This is a genomic window from Paeniglutamicibacter quisquiliarum, assembly GCF_019084045.1.
Taxonomy (GTDB): domain Bacteria; phylum Actinomycetota; class Actinomycetes; order Actinomycetales; family Micrococcaceae; genus Paeniglutamicibacter; species Paeniglutamicibacter quisquiliarum.
The window spans coordinates 598,040-619,245 of the sequence record NZ_JAHRED010000001.1; the positions used below are offsets into that span (position 1 = coordinate 598,040).

The window sequence follows — 21,206 nt, forward strand, 5'->3', positions numbered from 1 at the left end:
TGAAAGCAGGCACGGTCCCCGCATCCGGATTGCCAGGTGCAGGGACCGTGCCTGTCGTGGGTGTTTGCTTGGGTGCCGCAGCTACACTGCCAGGGCCGAGTCCTGCGGCTTGGCCGGGGAATGGTCGGCGGCGCTGCCCATGGAATCAAGGATCGCCTGCAGCGTGGCCGGCCCGTGCTGGTGCAGGCAGGCCCCTGCGACGAAGCGGTCGGGGCGCAGGAAGATCATCGGCGTCGGGCGCTCGTTGAACCACCTCTTCACCGTGCCGGTGTGGTCGCCGAGCACCAGGACGTCCTTGTCCATGTGTTCGGTGGCCCAGGCGCGCTGGGTTTCGGGGACGATGGCCACGAGCTTGGCACCGAGGGCCTCGAGCGCCTTGATGGAGTGGGCGGGGAGCACGTCCTTGGGGTCGTTGCCCCAGACCAGCACGGTCCACCAGTTGCCGATGACGTCATCGAGCAGCCGGTTCTCCCCGAGCTGCGAGTTCACCCGTGGCTGCGGGAACTGCACGCCCACCGGAGAGACCTTGTTGTTGGCGGTGAGCACCGGGATCAACTTGCTGGTGAGCTTCGCGGCGGCGTTGCCGGATGCCTGCGTGGTCGGGTCGGCCAGCACTCCGGCGGTGTAGCGCGGCATCGGCTTGAAGCGCATGTCGGAGAAGTAGCTCTTGGCAGAGGGGAAGAGGTTGAGCACCGAGGAGGCGGCGTCGCGGGCGGCGACCGCCAGCGGGTTGGTGAGCTTGATGACCGAGCCCAGCGTCATGGACAAATCGACCATGGCCTTGGCGTGGTCCTTGCGCTCGGAGGTGTAGGTGTCCAGGATGTCCTCGCCGGCGGTGCCGGTCAGCACGCTGGTCAGCTTCCAGCCCAGGTTGGTGGCATCCCGCATGCCCGAGTTCCAGCCCTGGCCCATCCACACCGGCATCAGGTGCGCGGCGTCCCCGGCGATTAGCTGGCGGCCCTTGCGGAAGGATCCCGCCACGCGGCCGTGGTGGGTGAAGACGCGGCGGCGGATGTAGGAAAGGTTGTGCGGGTCCGGGACGTGGTCCTTGAGCATCTCGGCGACCCACTCCTTGGAGGTGACCACCGATTCGTCCTCGTGGTCGTGGAGCATGAACTCCCAGCGGCGCACAGCGTGGGGCAGGCCGATGGAGACGTACGGGCGCTTGGGATCCGCTCCCAAAAAGACGTTGGGGGTGCCCAGCGGGTCGTTGTCGACGTCGACGACCAGCCAGCGGGTGGAGGGGGAGTCCCCCTCGAAGCTCACGCCCATGCGCTTGCGGGTCGGGGACTTGCCGCCCTCGCAGCCCACCAGGTACTGCGCCGAAAAGCGGGTCTCGGTTTCGGTGCCGTCGGCGTTGGTGACGCGGGCGATGGCGGTGACGCCGTTGGCGTCCTCGGTGACGTCCTCCACCAGGTGGCCGAAGTGCACGTTGATGTTGGGATACTGGGCCAGGCCCTCGTAGAGTGCCTTGTCGACCTCGGGCTGGATGAAGGCGTGCTTGCGGTCCCAGCCGAATTCCTGGGTCTGCGGGTTGTTGATCATGATGGTCTTGCCCGAGCCGTTGACCAGGCGCATGATGTGCTGCGGTGCGGTGTGCGGCAGCACGGTGTCCACCAGGCCGACGGTCTGGATGGTGCGCAGCGACTCGTCGTCGAGGCCCACGCCGCGCGGGTAGTCGATGAGTTCGTCGCGGGCCTCGAGCACCGTGACGCTGCGGCCGTACATCCCCAGGATATTGGCGAGCATGAGGCCGGCGGGACCGGCTCCGATGATCAGGACTTCACTGCTGGGGATGCTGTTCATGGCCACATCAAACTTTCCGTGTGTAAATAGTGCACGAACTATTCGTTATATGCACAACTGCTGAGTCCCAGTTCACCAGCACTTGTGACTCACGTCAAAGTCGGTGTGCCGTCAGTTGGCACGAATTCCATCCTGCGTTCACGTGGAATGGGGGATCAGGCAAGCGATGCCTCGAGGGCTCGGGCGGCCTGCTGCAACACCGTGGTGGCGGAGGTGGCCTGTTCCCGGCGCACGGTGATCAGGTTCAGGCAGGCGGGGACGCCGCAGATGCCGCGGTCAAGCGGCACGGCCAGGCCATGCATGCCCGGTTCGACCTCGCCGAAGGTCTGCGCGTATCCCTTGGCGCGGGCGGTGGTGACGCGGGGGTCCTCCCCGGTGCGTGCCGCCTCGCTGGCCAGGATCGCGTGGCCCGCGGCGCCGAGATCCAGCGGATGCCGCGAGGCCTCGGCGAACGACACGTGGTAGGTGCCGGAGGTCGGTGCTGTGACCCGCAGGGCGATGGCCTCGCCGCCCTCGCGCACGATCAGGGCCAGGGTGGCGCCGAGCTCGTCGGCGTAGCGGCGCAGCACCGGCTCGGCGGCGGCAAGCAGCGAATGGTAGGCCGAGGCCGAGAGGGCGAGCAGCCCCGCGGCACCGCGGTAGCGCCCGTCCGCCCCGCGATGCAGCAGCTGGGCGTCGCAGAGCGTGTTGAGCAGCCGGTAGGCTCCGGTGCGGTGGATGCCGGCATGCTCGGCGACCTCGTTGATGCCCAGCCCCGCAGGGGTGCCTGCCACCAGGCGCAACACTTCGAGTCCGCGGGCCAAGGTCTGGGACCCTGCGGTCCGGGACGTGGAGGGGGAGGCGGTGGTTGTTGGCTCGTTCACGCTCTTGATCATGGCACAGTCACCGCCTCGGCACCGTCCGATGACGGGTCCCGGGGACGGGGGTCTGCGGGCACCAAGGATCGTTCATGTGCCCTCCCGAGACTGGCCCGGACCGGACGGCAGCGCGGGGCCCAAGGCAATCCCCTGGACGGCACCGGGGCGGGTTTCGGGGAGTGCATCCGGGGCGCGGCCCGGGGTCTTGGGCTGGTGATCATTGTCGACCCGGTTAGAAAGCGCTGAAATTCTCCCGGCCGAAGGCCAGCAGTTCATTGATTTTCCGGGTGGGTCCGAGGCCCGCCGGGTAGGCCAGGCCGAAGGCATTTTCCGGCACGGGTTCGGCAATGTCCTTGAGCACGAGGGGGAGTCCTTCCTGGCTGGTCGGTCCGGGCCAGATGCTCAACAGGACCGAGTAGGCCAAGCCCCGGCCGACCATGGAGCGGATGGTTTCGGTGCTTGAGGAACGCCAGCGCACGTCCGGCTGAAAACCCATGGAACGGATCATTGCCTCGACCAATGTCCCGGCAGGCTTGACGTCGGAGAGCACGGCCGGAAACCCTGCCAGATCCTTGAAGGACACCGTCCCCTGGGAGGCCAGCGGATGATGCGCGGAGAGCAGGACCTTGGGAACGACGGCGGCGATCGGTTCGAAGGAGCTGTGTGACAGGACGTGTCCGCGGAGAATGAAGCAGGCATCCAGGGTCCCGTCCACCATCTGCGCCTGCAGTTCCGTGGAGGAGCCCTCCTCGAAGGCGAGATCCACGTTTGGGTGGTTCTCGGCAAAATATTGGACCATTTCCGGAATGATGCGCGATGAGTAGGCGCGGTAACAGCCCACGCGGAAGGTGCCGCTCAGCTCGCCCTGAAGGTCACCGGCAACACTGCCCAGTTCGGAGGCCTCGCGCAAGATCCCGCGGGCCCGGGCCGCCACCGTCGCTCCGGCGGGGGTGAGGACCGATCCCTTCGACTTGCGCCGGATGGCCAGCTGGACGCCGAGTGCGGCCTCGAGCTGGGTCAACGCGAGGGAGACCGCCGTTTGTGAGACGAATAGCTCGTCGGCCGCGGCTGCGAGCGATCCGGTTTCGGCAACGGAGACCAAGTACCGCAATTGTTTGAGGGTCACATCATTCACAAGTTTTCCTTGGGTAGTTTGCACGAAACATGTGTTTTACAAAGGATATGGCGCGGCGCACAGTTGAGGGAAGCAAGTGAGCACCCTCACGCATGATTTATTCCAAAGGACTTCAGACATGAGCAAGCATTCGGGCCCCTACGTGGTGGCCCTCGGCACGGCGGGCGGACCCCGCTGGTGGACCGGGGCGGGCGCCGGTGAGCGCCAAGGCATCGCCACCGCCGTCGTGGTCAATGGATCCGCTTACCTGGTCGATTGCGGCCACGGGGTGGGCCGACAACTCATGCTTGCCGGCATCGAACTCGGTTCGCTCAAGGGCATCTTCATCACCCACATGCACTCCGACCACACCGTGGATCTCGCATCCATGACCGTATTCGGGACGCTGGCCCTGGCTGCGCAGGACGCGAAACCGGTCAAGGTCTTTGGACCTGGCGACCGCGGCATGTTGCCGCCGGTCTCCACCCATGTTTCGGGCCGTGAACCCCAGGCCGTGGGCGGGAACGATCCGACCCCCGGGGTGGAAGGCATGTTCAGGTACCTGGTCAGTGCCTACGCCACCGACCTGAACGACCGGATATTCGACACGCTGCGTCCACCTCCGCACGAGAAGTACACCGTGCAGGACATCGAACTGCCCGCGGATGTCGGCTACCACCCGAACTCCAACCCGACTCCCGACATGGAACCGTTCCTCGTCCACGAAGACGAAAACGTGACGGTCACGGCCATCCTCGTCGAGCATCCCCCGGTGGCTCCCGCCTTCGCATTCCGCTTCGACACCGCCGAGGGCTCGGTCACGATTTCCGGTGACACCGCGCCCACCCGGAACCTGGTTCGCCTCGCGAGGGGCACCGACCTGCTCATGCACGAGGCCATCGACTTCGACTGGGTGCGCCGGGGCTACGCCCACGAAACCGAGCAGGCGGCCGAGGCCGGGATGGAACACCATCGCAAGTCCCACACCTCGGCCCGGCAAGCAGGAGAACTGGCCACGCGCGCCGGAGCCGCCCGCCTGGCACTGCACCACCTGGTGCCAGGCACCGCGGACCCGGATGTCTGGCACCGGGCGAGGGAAACCTTCGCCGGGGAACTGTTCGTCCCCGACGACCTGGACATCATCCCGTTCCAACGTCCGTCCACCGAAGTTCCCCCGGTGATGGAAAAAAACTCACTACAACCCCTGAGCCGCTAGGCGTTCTCAACCCCTCCTCCTGAGAGAAGCAGCAATCATGACCAAGCATTCGTCGGTCTCCCAGCCCGCGTCCCATGATCCGCGGCAAATGCGCCGCGTCCTGTTTTCCAGCTACCTCGGCAGCGTCGTCGAGTTCTACGACTTCCTGCTCTATGGCATTGCAGCATCGCTGGTCTTCGGCCAGGTGTTCTTTGCCAACCTTGACCCGATGGTGGGCACCATCGCATCCTTCGGAACCCTGGCCGCGGGCTACATCGCCCGACCGCTGGGCGGAGTCATCTTCGGCCACTTTGGGGACCGGGTGGGCCGCAAGTCCATGCTGGTGATCACCATGACGCTCATGGGCGTGGCCTCCACCCTCATTGGCCTGATTCCCACCTACAACCAGATCGGCGTCGCCGCGCCGATCATCCTGGTCTTCCTGCGCGTGATCCAAGGCATTGCCGTGGGCGGCGAATGGGGCGGCGCCGCGCTGATGAGCCTGGAGCACTCCACCAAGCGCCGCCGCGGATTCTCCGCCAGCGTCACCAACATGGGCGGCCCCTCCGGCGCGCTGTTGGCCACGCTCATCATGACCGCCTGCTCCACCATGCCGGAGGAAAGCTTCCTGGCGTGGGGTTGGCGCATCCCGTTCCTGCTCAGCGCCGTCCTGGTCGGGCTGGGAATGTTCATCCGCCTGCGCATCCAGGAATCCCCGGTCTTCGCCGCGGCCCAGGCCGCCGCGGCCGCGGAGCGGAAGTCGGCAACCGGGGCCAAGAAGCCATCGGTGCCGCTCTTCGAGGTGCTGCGCCACTACCCCAAGAACGTCCTGTTGGCCGCCTTCGGCGGGGCCGGGGCATTCGTCATCCAAGGCCTGCTTGCCACCTTCGCCATCACCCTCGCGGTGGGCGGCGGCGCCGACCGCACCTCCGTACTCATGGTCCACGGCATTGGCTCGTTCCTGCACATCTTCACCATCCCGTTCTTCGCCGCTCTCTCGGATCGGGTGGGCCGCCGCCCCGTCATGATCAGCGGTGCACTGGCCGCCGCGCTGATGGCCTACCCGCTCTTCCAGATGCTGGCTACCGGGGACATGGGATGGGTCCTTGCCGCCTTCCTGATCGGCAACCCGCTGATCCAGGCCTCGATGTACGGGCCGCTGGCGGCCTTCATTTCCGAGATGTTCGGAACGACCTCCCGCTACACCGGCGCCTCGCTGGGCTACCAGCTGGCCTCGACGCTGGGAGCCGGGCTGGCGCCGCTGCTGGCCGCGACGCTGTTGACCGTGGGTAACGGGAACCCCGTGTGGGTCTCCGTCATGGTCACCGTGATCTGCGTGATCAGCGCGCTGGCCATCTTCCTCACCAAGGAATCGCACAAGCTCGACTTGGACGGGGACCGGCCGGAGCCCGCGGCACTGCCGGCGGGATCCGAAGCGGCAAACGCCGCATAGCCCTTCCGGCACCGAAGTAGGACAGGTGTCCTCGGCACACGCCACAAGCGTGTGCCGAGGACACCTGCTTTTCGCGTCAACGACCGCTCCCTTCCGTGGAATCAGGAGCCGCTTGCGCCAGGTCCCCGGAGCCGTGGCGGGACTCGGCGGGCCGGACACAGAGGAGGGGACCCGCCACACATCCCCCAAGGACTGTGTGGCGGGTCCCCGTCCGGCCCGGGGGTGCCGGGTCAGCGCACGACGATCGTGATCGCCTTGCTTGCCCTATCGACGGTGATCCGGTCCCCGTCGGCGCCGTTGGGGGCATCCATCGGCGTGGTGCCTGTGCCCGGCCCGGCCTCCGGTGAGGCGTCGCCTCCGGAGTCCGCGCCTTCGATCGTCTGCGCAGTCTCGTTGAGTCCGCGGGCCTCGTCGAGCGCTCCGGCGTTGGCCGGTTCCTCGGCCCCGAGCGGATGCACGGGAGTGCCCGGCCGCCAGAACGTATAGCCCCAGTTCACCGACCAGTTGTACGACCAACGCGACCGATTCCCATTCGCCCTCAACAGCACGTTCGTGAAGCGCACGTCGTGACCGCTGCGGGCCAGCATCACCGGACCCGGGTTTCCCGCGAAGGTGAACTGGTCAAGCACGGATCCGTCCGGTGCATGCGAGCGGAACACCAACCCGTTGAGCCGCACCGTGTTGATGCCGGAGTTGTAGATCCGGATATTGGCGCGGATGAACGTGTCGCCGCCGGATCCGAGGAAGACCGGGGAGACCTGGATCGAGTACCAGATCCGGGAGGCCGCCTCGAGCGCCGCCCGGGCGTCGATCCGGCCGAACCCGAAGTGCTGGTCCCTGCCCCCGGCACCCAGATCCCGCGCCGTCAGCTTGATGATGTCCTCGACCTCCCACGAGCGCAGCCCCGGATCGACGGCAAGGACCAATGCCATGAGGCCAGCGACATGCGGAGTCGCCGAGGACGTGCCGTTGAACGTGTTGACGTAGTTGCCGCCGGAGTAGCCGCCCGAACCCATCATGTCGGTGGTCGGGATCTTGACCCCCGGCGCCACCACGTCGACCTCCGGGCCGTAGTTCGAGCCCCACCAGGTCTCGCCGTCGAGGCTGGTCCTGCTCTTGCGCTGGTCCCATTGGTTGCTGGCACCGACGGCGAGGAATCCCGGGATCGAGGGGGAGAGGCGGGCGGGGTAGCCGACACCGAGGCTGTCGCCGTTGCCCGTGGCCGCCGCGATCGGGGTGCCCCTCCCGCCGCGCCCGTTGGTCTGGGCGTAGCGGAACGCGTTGGCCACCACGGTGCTGGCGCCGCTGCCCCACGAATTGGAGAGCACGTCGGCCCCGAGGTCGACGGCCTTGCGCACGCCTGCGGCGATGATGGCGTCGGTGGTTGACCAGTAGCCGCCGCCGATGCCGTAGGCGATGCGGATGTGCCGCACCCGGCTGTTCGGTGCGACCCCCGCAACGCCCCGCCCGTTGTGGGCCGTCGCCGCGACGATCCCGGCGCAGGCAACGCCGTGGCCGTCGGCCGGGTTGGGGGTCGGGTCCGGGTCGTTGAAGCGGGCGTCGAAGCCGGGGGCCAGGACATAGTCCTCGTGGGCGTTGCCGCCCTCGTCGATGACCGCAACCGAGATCGCGGAGCTGCCGCGGGAGATGTCCCAGGCCTCGGGGCAGCGGATCTTGGCGATTCCCCACTGCGCGGACAGCAGCGGGTCGTTGGGCGTGAACGCCGGTCCGGTGCCGTCCGGCGCTGCCGTTTCAACGAGCTCCTCGAGGGTGCTGGTGAGGCGCGGGGAGATGCGCACGAAGTTCGGCACCGCGTACTCGACGCCTGCCTGCTCGTGCAGTTCGTTGGCGATGGCCAGCGCGGAGTCCTGCCCGCGCGCGGTGCGGACAAGGCTCGCTCCCGGCTCCGGGTAGTCCTCCTGGACGGTCTCGAGGTGGTGCTTCTTGAGCAGCCGCGCCGCGGCGTCGGTGCCGGGTTCGAACTTGACGATGAGCTCGCCCTGGTCAATGAGTGCGCTCGGCACGTCCTCGCCCTCCCCGGCCGTGGGCTCGTAGACGTCGGGGCCCCCGGCGTCCCCGGCGGCCCGTGCCCCGGCGGGCAGGGCGGTTGCCGCTGCCGCGTCATCGACCCGGAAGACCACGAGGTCCTGGTCGGTGACCCTGAGCACTTGGACCGGGTGCTGCGGGTCGGGTGAGGCCGCCGCGGATCGCGATGACAGCTCTTCGGCCTCCTCGGGGGTCGCCCGGACGGCGACGAAGTGGGTCGATGGGGCCAGCGGGACGCGCTCGCCGTCGGCGTAGTAGTAGGCCGTGGCCTCGGTGGTCTCTGACATGGGACTGCTCCTCTAGCGGGGATGGGTGCGGCGCCCCTTTGCGCCGCACACCCTAGGAGCGCCCGCGGTGGCCGGTGATACACCTCCGGCCAAAAAAGTTTCCCCTCAGCGGTTCGGACCCGCCCGCCAGTTTGAGCCGAACCAGGCGAAGCTGCGCTCCAGCAGCCCGTCGCCGGCCGCGGCGAGTGCCTCCGGTCCGTCCTGTCCGGCCGCGAGCCGCCGGTGCATCTCGCCCATGGTCCGCGACGCGAGGGCGTCGGGGACGTCGGTCAGCGGCGCCACCACGGCACCCACGCCCATGGCGAGCAGGCTCGAGGTCAGGCCCAGCGCCTCGTCCCCGGGCCTCAGCCGCCCCCGCCCGGCGCCGCAGGCGGAGAGCACCACCAGCGAGGCGCGGATCGGGACATGTTCCAGCTCGTGGGCGAACAGCGAGCCGCCGTGCAGCCGCAGGGAGGAGAAGAGCGGGCTGTCCTCCCGGTGCTGCCCGTGGGCGGCGATGTGGACGACGTCGTACGCGGCCAGCGCCTCCTTGACGGCGGCAGGTTCGGCGGGGACGCGCCGGGCGCCTGCCCAGCACCCGGCCACCGCGGTGCATTCCGCCTCGGCCAGGGCCAGCCCCGGACCGGAGGCCACCGCCACGCGGGGCGGTCCCGCCAGCCGCACGGCGCCGGCAGCCCAGGCGCCCACCGAGCGGCTGAGCGCGAGTCCGCGGTGCCGCAGCCTAGGCAGCATGCCCCAGGGCAGCCTGGCCAGTTCGCCGCTGGGGATGACCACCAGCGGCCCGGTGCCGAGCTCGACGGGCAGGATCAACTCCTCGAGCCGTTCCAGCGATGCGGCCAGGGAGGAGAGCACCGCCGCGGCCAGCGGGCCGGGCGGCGCGTGGCTGGCTGCCGACGCGTCGGCGAGCGCGCCGGCGACCAGGTCGGACACCTCCGCCCTGTCTCCCACGCGCAGCAGCCGCGCGGGAAATCCCGGCTCGACGTGCACCAGGTGCAGCGTGTCCCCGGACCAGAAGTAGCTCAGCACGCTTGCCGCCCCGAGATCGGCGCGGAGCAGCCGCCCGGGCAAGCGCACCGGGCCGCGCTCGCGCCGGGCCCAGTGGTGTTCGCGCAGCTCCCTCTCGATCCCGCCGATCTCCACCCGCAACGCACCCGCGCGCCCGGGGTCGGCCGTGCGCAGCTCCTCGTGGTGCCGGCGCAGGGTGGAAAAACGTGTGGCCGCCCATGCATCGGCCGGCGGGACGACCGAGGGCACCTCGGCGAGCGCCGCCCGCCAGCGTTCGGTCGCCAGCAGCGCCGCCCAGCCGTCCCCGCTCCCGGCCACCCGTTCCAGGTCCGAGCGCACGATGGGGGCCAGATGGATGGCCACGGCGGTGCGCAGGTCCAGGCTGGCCATGCCGGACCGGGCGGCGGCCGTGTCCCGCGCCGCGGCGCGCAGCAGCCTGCCGCGGCCCTGCTGGTCCGTGGTCGTGGACAGCTGCGCGAGGATGGCCAGCATCCGCGTGGACAGATAGGGGGACGCGCGCATCCGCCGCAGGCAGCGCACGGCCTCGACGTCGGGAACCGCCGTTCCGTGCCCGGCGGCGGCGATCAGGTGCAGGGCGGTGGCCCGGTCCGCGAGCCAGGGCCTGCGTGCCGCACGCGCCGCGGAGGCGAGCTCCGCGGCCTCCGCTCCGAGCCGGACATCCGGCATCCCGGGACCCAGGAGCAGCGCCTCGAGCCGCATCGACCGGGCCTCGTGCGCGCGTGCCGGCTCCCCGCGTGCCGTGGCGTCGCCCATGACCTCCGTGGCCAGGCGGACGGCGTCGGGCGTGTGGCCGGTGAGCGCGGCGCAGCGGGCCTGGTCCAGCCGGGCCTCGGCCCATTCCTCGGCCAGGCCAGCCAGGCGCAGTTCCTTCACGGCCGTGTCGAAGAGCTCGGCGGCCTCCTCGATCAGGCCCGCCTCCAGCAGCACGCGGGCGCGGTCGTGCCGGGCGACGGAGCGGTCCACGTCGGCCTCGAGCTCGTCGGCCTGCGCCATGAGGCGCAGGGCCGCCGGCAGGTCCCCGCGCAGGTACTGGACGAATCCGAGGTTGTGCAGCGCCATGAACCGGTACGCGGGCAGTCCGCTCCCCAGGTGCGCCGCGGCCCGCAGGTCCCCGGCGGCCTCGTCCAGTGATCCGGTCCGTGAACCGATCGTGCCCTTGTTCAGCAGCAGCCGGACGCGGTCATCGAGCGGGAACGCAGCCGAGTACTTCACGGCGGGCCGCAGCTGTTCCAGCGCCTCGTCGAAGTTCCCGGCGCGGGCGCCGAGCACCCCGGCCTGGATGTGGGCGAGCGCCCGGATGTCATCCCGTCCCGCCGCGACGGCTTCGCGCAGCACCGCGTCGATCTGGGCCAGGGCCGCGGGCAACCCGTGGTCATCGCAGGTCAACCACGACTCGGTGAGCCGGATCCTCAGGCCGAGCTCGAACCCCTCATCCCGGGGCAGCTGGCCCAGGTGGTGCCGGGCCGTCTCGATCTTCCGGCGTGCCTCGGCCAGCCGGTACGCGGCGATGGCCGCCCGGGCGTCGCTGTACGCGCCGGCTGCTGCCGTGAGATGGTCCGGTGCGGGCATCCCTAGAACTCGACCACCGGAGTCAGGACGGGCTTGGCCTCCGGGTCGTCGGGCTGGAGGAGGAAACGGATCGGGCCGTGGGGGATCGAGCGCCAGAGCAGGCGCCCGTGCGCATCCGAGGTGGCCCAGTGGGCGGTCCTGTCCGCGTAGAGGGCGACACGGAGGCCGCCGCCGGTGACCCAGCCGTCCACGCGCAGCCCGCCGTCCTGGTCCTCAGTGCTGCGCACCATCAGCTGCAGGGCCGAGCTGGTGAAGGTGATCGAGTCGGTGGGGCTGGCATCCACGGCGCGCAGCGCCGGCAGGTTTTCCTCCAGCGCCGTGGCGAGCTCCGCATCCAGGGCGGCGAGGGAGAGCGCGAACAGGACGCCGTCGTCCAGCGTGGGCGGCGGCGGGTCCATCGCGTCAAAGAGCTCGGCGACACTCTCCAGGATGGCGGCGTCCAGCCCGTCCAGGGGTTGCTCGTGGTTCTCGTTCATGGTGTGCTCCAGGTGGGGTCGGAGGCGAGGAAAGTGCGCAGCGCGTCCAGGCAGCGGCCGCGGGTGGGGCCGATGGACCCGACCGGGATGCCCAGCGCCGCGGAGAGGGCGGCGTAGTCGGGCGGTCCGCCGCGGCTGACGACGCGCAGGATGGCCTGGCAGCGGGGGTTTAGCCGGGAAACGTGGTTCCAGAGCGTGCGCTGGGCCTCGTCGCGCAGCAGGGCCTCGGCCGGTCCGGGTCCGGGATCGCGGGGTCCGGTTCCGGGGTCCGGCTCCTCCCACGGCAGGGTGCGCCCGCGCTCGCGGGCCACGCGCCATGCCTCGCGCCTGACGGTGGTGCCCAGCCAGGCGAGCACCGTCTGCGGGTCCCGGATCGTGTCCGCCCGGTCCACCAGCCTCAGCCAGGCGGTCTGGACGACGTCCTCGGCATCGGTGGGCTCGAGCCGGCAGGCGCGGGCCAGGTGCCACAGGGTGGGGTTCAGCAGCCTCACGAGGGGTTCAATCCGGCCGCGCCCGCCGTTGCGGAACTCCTCGAACAGCGTTGCGGCCTCCTCGACGAGGCCCGTGGCCCCGGTCATGGCCGCTTCCATCCCAGCGTGCTCCCCAGCGCCGCCCAGGCGCTCTCGAGGCGTTCGGCAAGATCCGGTGCGGCGGATCCGGCCAGGGCGCGTGCGAGTTCGGCCGCGAGGACCGGGGCCGAGAAGGACGTGCCGCTCCAGACCCCGAAGCCGCCGGAGAAGTCGTCGGGGTCAAGCGTGGCACGCGGCAGCCCGGAATTCTCCAGCGCGGCGATCATCTGCCTGTCCCCGCGCAAGTGCGTGGGCATCGTGGAGACCAGTGCCGCTCCTGGCCGGTGGCAGCTCACCCACGGCCCGGCATTGCTGAAGTAGGCGACAGTGCCGTCCGGGTTCAGCGCACCGACGCCGGCGATCGGCAGCAGCCCGGCGGCCGCAGGTCCGGCGGCGAACCCGGCAGGGTACATCGGGGCGGTCGTGGAGTTGTTGCCGGCCGAGGCGACGACCAGGACGCCGAAGCGGCCAAAGTCCTCGAGCAGCGCGCGCAGCGGGGCGTCGGCGAGCCGGTCGGCCGGGGTCTCGTGGTAGTAGCCGAGCGAGAGGCTGAGCACGTCGATGGGGCTTTCCTGGTCGCCTGTTGCAAGGGCGGAGAGCTGGCGCGTGCGCAGCGACTGGAGCGTTGCAATCAGGCACGATTCGGAAACCACGCCGTCGTCTGCCATGACGGGGATGCCGAGGATGCGGGCCTCGGGGCAGCGTTGGCGGATGATCCCGGCGATGAACGTCCCGTGGCCGGCGAAGGGCGGCAGCGTGCCGTCCAGCGGGTTGCGCACCGGTTCGGGGACCGCGGATCCGGGGACCGTCCCGTGGCGCCCGAGCAGGTGCCCGTCGACGTGGACCTCGGCGGTCGCGGTCGCCGGGTCCTGGAACCACGGGTGCTGCTCCAGGCCGGTGTCGGGCACGACCACCACGGGCGCCCGTTTGGTGCGCGGGCGGCCCACGAGCGGGTCCGGCAGCACCACCGACACCGGGGTCCGGCCGCCCATGCCGGGCGATCCGTAGCTGGTGGCCGGGGCACCGGCGACGCCTGCGTAGTAGGGAACGCCCGCGTAGTAGGGCACCCCTGCGTAGTACGGGGTGGCGACCATCGCGTGGTCCAGGGCCACGCCGGCCTCTGCCCCTGCCCGGCGCAGCCTCCCGAGCACCTGCCAGGCGTCGACGTCCTCCGGTTCGCCGTGCAGGACGAGCCGGCCGATCGGCGGCGCGAGCTTCACCGGGGCCCGCTCATCCCCGGGCGCGATGCCCAGCGGCGTGGCCTCCACCTTGATCCCCAGCTCCCCTGCCACCTTGTTGATGGTGTCGAGACGGCCGGCGAGCTCGCCCGGCTCCGCGGAGATCAACAGGGAATCCGCCACGTAAGCGCTCGCCCCACCTCCGGGCGGGACCACCGCGCGAAGGTTCCAGGCCGCTGCGACCAGCGGGTCGATCTGCGGGAAGGGATTGCTGGCGACAGCCATGGGCTCGGTCATGGTGGTCCTCTCAAGATCGTGTTCCTGAGACTTAGGAGGGGCTTGGCTCGGCGGTGATACATCCATGGTGGAAGGGAACATCTCGGCGCCATTCCAACATGGTCGAATCCTACGCCCGATCCGGGCACCTTGCGCCGGTGAACCGGCGGGGAAAGACCTCGTTGCCGGCATTGCGGGAGGCCGGCCCCTTGCCGGGCAGAGGCCCGGCGAGAGTCGGGCAGCAAAAAGGTCCGCCCTGCGGGGTGCCACCAATGATGGCATCCCACAGGGCGGACCCGTGCGTGTCGGTGGTGCTTAGCGGGCGCCGGCCAGCTGCACGGCGACGTCCACGATCATGTCTTCCTGGCCGCCGACGTAGCCAGCCTTGCCGATTTCCTCGAGGATGCGGTAGGCCGGGACGCCATAGCGTTCTGCCGCGCGCTCGGCGTGGATCAGGAAGGAGGAGTAGACCCCTGCATAGCCCTGCATGATGGAGGCGCGGTCCATGACCGGCATGCGGGTGATGAACGGCTTGACGACGTCCTCGGCCGCGGCCATGACGCCCTGGATGTCGACGCCGGTCTTGATGTCCAGGCGGTCGAACGCTGCGGCGAGGACCTCGGTGGGGGAGTTGCCCGCACCGGCGCCCAGCGCCATCAGGGTGCCGTCGATCTGCTTGGCACCTGCACGTACGGCGAACACCGAGTTGGCCACGCCGAAGCTCATGTTCTGGTGGCCGTGGAAGCCGACCTGCGCGTCGTCGCCGAGCTCGGCGACCAATGCTGCAACGCGGTCCGAGACATCGTCAAGGATCAGTGCGCCGGCGGAGTCGACCACGTAGACGCACTGGCAGCCGGCGTCGGCCATGATGCGTGCCTGCTTGGCGAGCTCCGCCGGGGTGACCCGGTGGCTGAGCATCAGGAAGCCGACGGTTTCCATGCCGAGCTTGCGGGCGTGCTGGAAGTGCTGGATGGAGACATCCGCCTCGGTGCAGTGGGTGGCGATGCGGGCCACGGAGGCTCCGGCGTCGTACGCCTGGTTGAGGTCGTGGATGGTGCCCAGGCCCGGGAGCATCAGCACGGCGATCTTGGCCTGCTTGGCCTCGTCAACCGCTGCCTTGATCAGGTCAAGTTCCGGGGTCTTGGAGAATCCGTAGTTGAAGGAGGATCCGCCCAGGCCGTCGCCGTGGGTGACCTCGATGACCTCGACGCGGGAGTCGTCCAGCGCGCGGACCACGGAGCGGACGTGTTCCTCGGTGAACTGGTGGCTCATGGCGTGCGAACCGTCGCGCAGCGTGGTGTCGGTGAGGCGGATGTCGAAGGTGGTGTTCATGGGTGCAGTCATGATGTGCTTCCCCGTTCCTACTAGTTGGCCAGCGCGTTGGTGCGCGCGGCGTCGATTTTGTCGGAGAGCAGGTCCGCGGTGCGCGTGGCTGCTGCGGTGATGATGTCCAGGTTGCCGGCGTATTCGGGCAGGTAGTCGGCGGCGCCCGCCACCTGGACCCAGATGCCGACGCGGCCAAAGCCGCCCCAGTCCTCGCGGGCTTCGTCGAATTGCGGTTCCAGGCGCAGCTCGTAGCCGGGGACGTAGTCGCGGATGGAGGCGGCTGCCTCATCGATGGCCGCGCGGATGGCGTCCTGCGTGGCGCCGGGTGCTGCTGCTTCGGCGGGGATCATGCAGTAGATGGTGTTGCGCATCATCATCGGTGGTTCCACCGGGTTGATGATGATGATGGCCTTGCCGCGCTTGGCACCTCCCACGACCTCCAGGGCCTTGGCGGTGGTCTCGGTGAATTCGTCCACGTTGGCGCGGGTGCCCGGGCCTGCCGACTTCGAGGCGATGGACGCGACGATCTCGGCGTACTCAACGGGAACCACGGAGGAAACGGCGGCGACGATCGGGGTGGTGGCCTGGCCGGCACAGGTAATCATGTTCACGTTCATGGTGTCGGTGAGCGTTTCCAGGTTCACCACCGGGGCGAGGTACGGACCCACTGCGGCGGGGGTCAGGTCGATGGCGTGGATGCCGGCGGCCTTGTATTTCGGGGCGTTGGCCTCGTGGGCCTTGGCGGAGGTGCATTCGAAGACGAAGTCGGGCAGCTCGTCCTGGGCCAGCAGCCAGTCCACGCCCTCGGCGGAGGTGGTGATGCCCAGGCGCTTGGCGCGGGCCAGCCCGTCGGAGTTGGGGTCGACGCCGATCATGTACTTGACCTCGACGTTGGTGGAGCGGCGCATGATCTTGAACATCAAGTCGGAGCCGATGTTGCCGGAGCCGACGATGGCGGCTGTTTTCTTGGCCATGGGGTTGCTACTTCCTGAGAAAAGGTATCGAAGAAAAAAGGGTGGGGGTTAGACGAAGTTGATGCTCAGCGAGCCCAGGGGCCCGAAATCGGCGGTGGCCGACTGTCCGGCGATCACCGGCAGGGCGCCGGTGAAGGAACCGGGTAGGACGAGCTGTCCGGCTTCCAGGGAGACGCCCTGCTCTCCCAGCACGTTGGCCAGCCACGCCAGCGGGGCCACCGGATCGCCCATGACGTCGGTGCCGGTGCCGGTGGAACGCACTTCGCCGTCGATGAGCAGCGAGCACTCGATCGAGCCGAGGTCCTCGACCTTCACATCCAACGGGGTGGTGCCCACGGCGATTGCGCCGCAGGAGGCGTTGTCCGCGACGGTGTCGACCAATCGGATGTCCCAGTTGGCGACGCGCGAATCGATGATCTCGATGGCCGCGTAGACCTCGCCGATCGCGGCGGCCGCCTGCTCGCGGGTCACGCCCGGGCCGGTCAGGGTTTCCTTCAGGACGAAGCCGAATTCGGGTTCAACCTTGGGGGAGATGAAGGTGTTGGCGGCGATCTGCGCGCCCTCGTGGTGCACCATGTCGGTGAAGAAGAAGCCGAAGTCCGGGGAGTCCACGCCGAGCTGCTTCTGCATGGCCAGCGAGGTCAGCCCGACCTTGCGCCCTGCCAGCACGCGGCCGGCGGCGAGGTGGGCGCGCAGCTGGGAGTCCTGGATGCGGTAGGCATCGGTGACGTCCATGTTTTCCACGCGGTCGCGCAGCGGGGCGATGGGTTCAAGCGTTTGGGTGGCGGTCAGCAGGTCCGCGGCCAGGGATTCGAGGAGTTGGGTGCGTTCGGTGCCCATGGTGGTTTCGCTCATTTCTTCAGTACCGCGGTGGTGACGCCAAAGCCGGCAATGTATTCCTTGATCGGCTTGTAGAACTCGTAGTTGACCTCGTATTCGCCGCAGGCGCGCAGCGCCGAGTAGGCGGCGACCCAGGTGCGGACCTCGTGCGAGGAGTGCCCGGCGACCGCGTCCATCTCGTCGGCGGTGTAGGCGTCGAAGCCCTCGACGTTCCCCGACTTGCAGACCTCGAGGAAGGCGCGGTCCCATTCGGGGTTCAGATCCATGATGTCTGCCTCGCCAGCGGCGAACTTGATGGCCGTGTTGATGGTGTTGGCCTGGCGGGCGGCGCGGGCCTCCGGGGTGGGGTTGCGGCCGTTGGTCAGCATGGCGCGCTGTGCCTCGGTGGCGGTGGCGATCTGCGGGACCGGCGGGTCGTGGGACAGGCCGCCGGAACCGATGAACAGGACCTTCTTGTCGGAGTCCTTGAAGTATTCGCCCACGGCCTGCCCGAACTTGCGCACGCGGGAGACCTTGGTGAAGGGGCGGGCCACGGAATTGACGAAGATCGGGATCACCGGGACGGTGTCCAGCCCGCCGAAGATGATTTCCATGGGCTGCACGGCCCCGTGGTCGACCTCCATCTTGCGGGAGATTGCGGTGTCGATGTCCTGGTCGATGATGTACTGGGCCAGCTTCTCGGCCTCGTTCGTCGGGACGTTGATCGGCCCGGCCCAGGAGTCGTAGTCGCCGGTGCCCAGCGCTTCGTAGCCCACGCAGAACGGCGGCATCAGGTCGTAGAAGAAGCCGTTGTAGTGGTCCGGGCCGAAATTGACGACCAGATCCGGGTTGAAGTCCTTGGCAAAGGCACGGACCTGCTCGAAGGCCGCGTTGACCGCTGCCTTGACGTCTTCGGGCGGATTCGTGTGCCCCAGCAGGGGCGAGTGCGACATGGCGATCAGTGCTTGTTGCATTCCTGGCGCTCCATTCGATCGGCGGCTAGAAGATCTTGCTTGCATTCATTCCATCCCATGCGCCGCACGAAGGCACGCCGATGTTCCATTCAGCGGCACGAAACATTTGTTGTCTTGCGGGCAGCGCCATTGAATCCCGCGAAAATTGCGCTCTGGTTCATCGAGCAAAAGCGTGCACTAGTGCATAATTTAGGCATGGAACAGATCAACGAGGGCGTCCGCTCCGCCCGGCGCGGCCGTCAGTGGACGCAAATCCACGAGGCGGCGGTGGCATTGGTGCTGGAAAAGGGCCTGGCGGCGACGACCATTGATGCCGTGGCCGCGGCGGCCGGTGTTTCGCGGCGCAGCTTCTTCAACTACTTCCCCACCAAGGAGGATGCGGTGCTGGGCACCCGCGATCCGTGGCTCCCGGAGGCCGACTGGGAGGATTTTGTTTCCTCGAGTTTGGCGGTGTTGCCGCGCACCGCCAAACTGCTGGCGGCCGTGCTGAACACCAGCACGCAGGCGGGGGAGGGATTTAGGCGCCGGCGCGAAATGGTGCGCGCCTTTCCCGAGCTGCGCCGGCGCACCCACGTCCACGTGCAGGCGGCCGAGCAGCTGGTTTCCACCGCGCTGATCGAGCGGCTCAAGCCCCACCAGGCGGCGCTGCTGGCCCACGAACTGCCGAACGATCCCGGCGCGCAGCACGCCCTGGTGCTGCTGGCCGGGACCATCACCCGCTATGCGTTCACCGAGGACCCGGAGGAATTCGCGCGCGACTGGCAATCGGCAGTGATCCGGGCCAGTGCGATTTTCGGCGCCTTGCTGCATCCTGTATCGCGCTAATCCGCCGGAAATGAGTCCATGTGCAGAAGCGGCGGCCCCCCGAGAACGAATCGTCGTGTCGGGATGCCGCCGCCTGGAGCCTGGAGCGCCTAGTCGCTCGCGGCCCTGCTTCGGGTCTCCTTGGACAGGTAAACGCACACTGCGGCAACAACGATCAGGAAGATGAAGTACCACGCGATGTTGTTGGTGCCTCCGCCGTTGTCCAGGGCGATCAGCCACTGGGCCATCAGAGGCGCGGTGCCCGCCCCGAGGACCGATCCGACCTGGTAGGTCAGGGAGACGCCGGTATAGCGGGCGTTGGTGTCGAACTTCTCCGCCAGGAACGCGCCGACCGGTCCATACATCGAGGCCTGGATGATCGGGTTGCCGACCATGAAGCCCAGGGCGATCAGCCAGAAGCTGCCCGAATTGAACAGGGCAAACATCGGGAATACCAAGACCACCGAGATCACGGCCCCGGCGAGCATCACCGGGCGGCGGCCGAACCGGTCCGAGAGCCAGGCGAAGAACGGGATGGCGAAGATGTGCAGGAAGTTCGAGGCGGTCAACATCATCAGGGCCTGTTGCTGGGTCATGGCACCGGTGGCAACCACGTGCGGGACCATGAAGACACCCATCAAGGCCTGCATGAACAGCGGACCGGCGATGCCGAGAATCCCCAGGACCGTTTCCCGCGGGTACTCGCGCAGCACGCGGAGGATCGGGGCGCCGGTTGGCGCGGCGTTCTCGCCCTGGGCCTTGAGGAAGTCCGGGGACTCTGTCACGCGGTAGCGCATGTACAGGCCGATGATGACCAGCACCACGGAGAAGAGGAACGGGATCCTCCAGCCCCAGGCCAGGAACTCCTCGCGCGGCAAACCGGCAAAAAGTCCAAGCACGAGGGTGGCGAGCACCGCGCCGGCCGGACCGCCGGAGACTGCGACGGAGGCGGCAATGCCGCGGTTCTTTTCCCCGACGTGCTCGGCTGCCATCAGGGTGGCGCCGGCCCATTCACCGCCCACGGCCAGGCCCTGGATGATGCGCAGCAGCACCAGGGCGACCGGGGCGGCCATGCCGATGGTCTGGTAGGTGGGCATCAACCCGATGCAGACCGACACCAGGCCCATCATCATCAGCGTGATGAAAAGGATGTTCTTCCGACCGAAGCGGTCACCAAAATGACCAAAAATGATGCCGCCCACTGGCCTGGCGACGTAGCCGGCCAGCAGGATCACGAAGGAAAGGGCGGTTCCCACGGCGGGGTCCATGGTCTCGGGGAAGAACAGGTAGGGGAATACCAGTCCGGCGGCCGAGCCGTAGAGGAGGAAGTCGTAGTACTCCACTGACGAGCCCAGAAAACTGGAGACCAGGGCACGGCGGGAGTCCTTGCCGGAAGTGCCTGCTGCGGCCGGTGAATGAACGGGATGCGTGGTCTGGGTCAACGTGTCTCCGAAAAAAGAAAAATTGCTGAGGGGGATGACACAACCATGGCCGCTGTGATCGGGCGCACCAAAACGGCGTTCCGTCAGGCGGAACGTTATTCAGAACACATGCAATCGAAGGCTGGCGGCAGAAGCGATTCGTTCGCGGGGAACGGCAGGAGCCGGAGTCGACCGTCTAGGCCGTTTGCGCGTGGCGCAGTTGCTGGCGCTGGCGCGCGCTGACGGCGGCGACGGCACGCGAGGCCGCGTAGCAAACCTTGCGCAAGACCTCGGATTGGGAATCGGGCACGAACTTTCCGGTGGGGCCGGAGATTGACAGCGCCGCCACCGGTTTGCCTGCCGGGCCCATCACGGGCGCGGCGATGCAGTTCAGGCCGGTCAGTATTTCTTCCCTGTCGAAGCCCACATGCTCCTGGCGGATCGTGGACAGTTCCCGGCGGAGCACCTCCGGGTCGGTGATGGTGTGCGGTGTCCAGGCCGGCAGTTCGCCGCGCAGCACCTCGTCGGCGCTCGTGGGGTCGAAGGCGAGCAGGACCTTGCCCACCGCGGTGCAGTAGGCAGGCGCCTTCCCGCCGATCCGGGAGGGGCTGCGGACTTGGAGGTGCCCGTAGAGCTTGTTCAGGTAAATGACGTCGGTGCCCTGCAGCACCGCCAGGTGCACGGTTTGCTTGGTCAATTCATACAGATCGGCGAGATAGGGGGTCAGCACGTCGCGCATCCGTCCGTGCGTGGCCGATTCCTGGGTATCGCCGAGGCTTAGGATCATCTTGCCCAGGCGGTAGGCGTTGCCCGCCCGCTCCACGGCGCCGTTGCGCTGAAGCATCCCCAGCAGGCGGAACGCCGTGGACTTGGAAAGATCTGCACGCCGGGCTAGCTCGCTGACACCAACACCGCTCACCGAATCCGACCCGAAGGCATTGAGCAGTGACATGGCCTTGTCCACGGCGGTGCGTTCATCTCGCTGCGGTGCTGTGCTCAATGACATGTTTGGGAACCTCCAACGTTTCCGCCCGGA

At 68.5% G+C, this 21,206-nt stretch carries 17 protein-coding genes; 3 read left to right on the forward strand and 14 right to left on the reverse strand.

The features are described 5' to 3' along the window. Window positions 1-81 precede the first annotated feature (81 nt). The 3 genes from mhpA to KRR55_RS02690 form a co-directional block, all read right to left on the reverse strand. The gene (mhpA, locus tag KRR55_RS02680; protein WP_217387480.1) at window positions 82-1,806 is read right to left on the reverse strand and encodes a bifunctional 3-(3-hydroxy-phenyl)propionate/3-hydroxycinnamic acid hydroxylase MhpA; all 1,725 of its coding nucleotides are present in this window, start codon (window positions 1,804-1,806) and stop codon (window positions 82-84) included. A gap of 155 nt (window positions 1,807-1,961) precedes the next feature. After that, on the reverse strand, window positions 1,962-2,669 hold the full coding sequence (locus KRR55_RS02685; RefSeq protein ID WP_336245019.1) for an IclR family transcriptional regulator: 708 nt from the start codon (window positions 2,667-2,669) through the stop codon (window positions 1,962-1,964). A gap of 226 nt (window positions 2,670-2,895) precedes the next feature. Beyond that, on the reverse strand, window positions 2,896-3,789 hold the full coding sequence (locus KRR55_RS02690) for a LysR family transcriptional regulator (RefSeq protein WP_217387482.1): 894 nt from the start codon (window positions 3,787-3,789) through the stop codon (window positions 2,896-2,898). A gap of 127 nt (window positions 3,790-3,916) precedes the next feature. Here KRR55_RS02690 and KRR55_RS02695 point away from each other — a divergent pair, with 127 nt between their 5' ends. Together KRR55_RS02695 and KRR55_RS02700 are read left to right on the forward strand one after the other, a co-directional pair. Continuing rightward, window positions 3,917-4,993, forward strand: a complete 1,077-nt coding sequence (locus KRR55_RS02695) for an MBL fold metallo-hydrolase (protein ID WP_217387483.1) — start codon at window positions 3,917-3,919, stop codon at window positions 4,991-4,993. A gap of 37 nt (window positions 4,994-5,030) precedes the next feature. Continuing rightward, window positions 5,031-6,425 (forward strand): MFS transporter, encoded by a 1,395-nt coding sequence (locus tag KRR55_RS02700; RefSeq protein ID WP_217387484.1) that lies wholly within the window; start codon window positions 5,031-5,033, stop codon window positions 6,423-6,425. A gap of 230 nt (window positions 6,426-6,655) precedes the next feature. Here KRR55_RS02700 and KRR55_RS02705 read toward each other — a convergent pair whose 3' ends face one another. The 9 genes from KRR55_RS02705 to KRR55_RS02745 all read right to left on the reverse strand — a co-directional run bounded on the left by KRR55_RS02705 (window position 6,656) and on the right by KRR55_RS02745 (window position 17,945). Further along, window positions 6,656-8,758: a S8 family serine peptidase gene (locus tag KRR55_RS02705; protein WP_217387485.1), complete on the reverse strand. Its 2,103-nt coding sequence runs from the start codon at window positions 8,756-8,758 to the stop codon at window positions 6,656-6,658. A gap of 105 nt (window positions 8,759-8,863) precedes the next feature. Next, window positions 8,864-11,353 (reverse strand): CHAT domain-containing protein, encoded by a 2,490-nt coding sequence (locus KRR55_RS02710; protein WP_217387486.1) that lies wholly within the window; start codon window positions 11,351-11,353, stop codon window positions 8,864-8,866. Between the two features lie 2 nt (window positions 11,354-11,355). Continuing rightward, a complete protein-coding gene (locus KRR55_RS02715; RefSeq protein ID WP_217387487.1) occupies window positions 11,356-11,829 on the reverse strand; it encodes a hypothetical protein in 474 nt (157 codons plus the stop codon). Further along, window positions 11,826-12,407 (reverse strand): RNA polymerase sigma factor, encoded by a 582-nt coding sequence (locus KRR55_RS02720; protein WP_217387488.1) that lies wholly within the window; start codon window positions 12,405-12,407, stop codon window positions 11,826-11,828. Before KRR55_RS02720 ends, KRR55_RS02715 begins: the two co-directional genes overlap by 4 nt. After that, complete coding sequence (locus KRR55_RS02725) at window positions 12,404-13,873, reverse strand: S8/S53 family peptidase (protein WP_217387489.1); 1,470 nt, start codon at window positions 13,871-13,873, stop codon at window positions 12,404-12,406. The genes KRR55_RS02720 and KRR55_RS02725 overlap by 4 nt, the downstream gene beginning before the upstream one ends. 294 nt (window positions 13,874-14,167) lie before the next feature. After that, window positions 14,168-15,196, reverse strand: coding sequence for a 4-hydroxy-2-oxovalerate aldolase (gene dmpG / locus KRR55_RS02730; RefSeq protein ID WP_217387490.1), 1,029 nt, complete (start codon window positions 15,194-15,196; stop codon window positions 14,168-14,170). Between the two features lie 20 nt (window positions 15,197-15,216). Then, complete coding sequence (locus KRR55_RS02735) at window positions 15,217-16,152, reverse strand: acetaldehyde dehydrogenase (acetylating) (RefSeq protein WP_217387491.1); 936 nt, start codon at window positions 16,150-16,152, stop codon at window positions 15,217-15,219. Window positions 16,153-16,200: 48 nt separating this feature from the next. Beyond that, on the reverse strand, window positions 16,201-17,007 hold the full coding sequence (locus tag KRR55_RS02740; protein WP_254455755.1) for a 2-keto-4-pentenoate hydratase: 807 nt from the start codon (window positions 17,005-17,007) through the stop codon (window positions 16,201-16,203). Continuing rightward, window positions 17,004-17,945, reverse strand: coding sequence for a 3-carboxyethylcatechol 2,3-dioxygenase (locus KRR55_RS02745; RefSeq protein ID WP_217387492.1), 942 nt, complete (start codon window positions 17,943-17,945; stop codon window positions 17,004-17,006). The genes KRR55_RS02740 and KRR55_RS02745 overlap by 4 nt, the downstream gene beginning before the upstream one ends. Window positions 17,946-18,140: 195 nt before the next feature. On the opposite strand from KRR55_RS02745, the gene KRR55_RS02750 reads away from it, so the two are divergent. Next, the gene (locus KRR55_RS02750; protein ID WP_217387493.1) at window positions 18,141-18,770 is read left to right on the forward strand and encodes a TetR/AcrR family transcriptional regulator; all 630 of its coding nucleotides are present in this window, start codon (window positions 18,141-18,143) and stop codon (window positions 18,768-18,770) included. 89 nt (window positions 18,771-18,859) lie between these two features. Here KRR55_RS02750 and KRR55_RS02755 read toward each other — a convergent pair whose 3' ends face one another. Both KRR55_RS02755 and KRR55_RS02760 read right to left on the reverse strand, forming a co-directional pair. Continuing rightward, complete coding sequence (locus KRR55_RS02755) at window positions 18,860-20,191, reverse strand: MFS transporter (protein ID WP_217387494.1); 1,332 nt, start codon at window positions 20,189-20,191, stop codon at window positions 18,860-18,862. Between the two features lie 175 nt (window positions 20,192-20,366). Continuing rightward, window positions 20,367-21,176, reverse strand: coding sequence for an IclR family transcriptional regulator (locus KRR55_RS02760; protein ID WP_217387495.1), 810 nt, complete (start codon window positions 21,174-21,176; stop codon window positions 20,367-20,369). Between the last annotated feature and the right edge of the window lie 30 nt (window positions 21,177-21,206).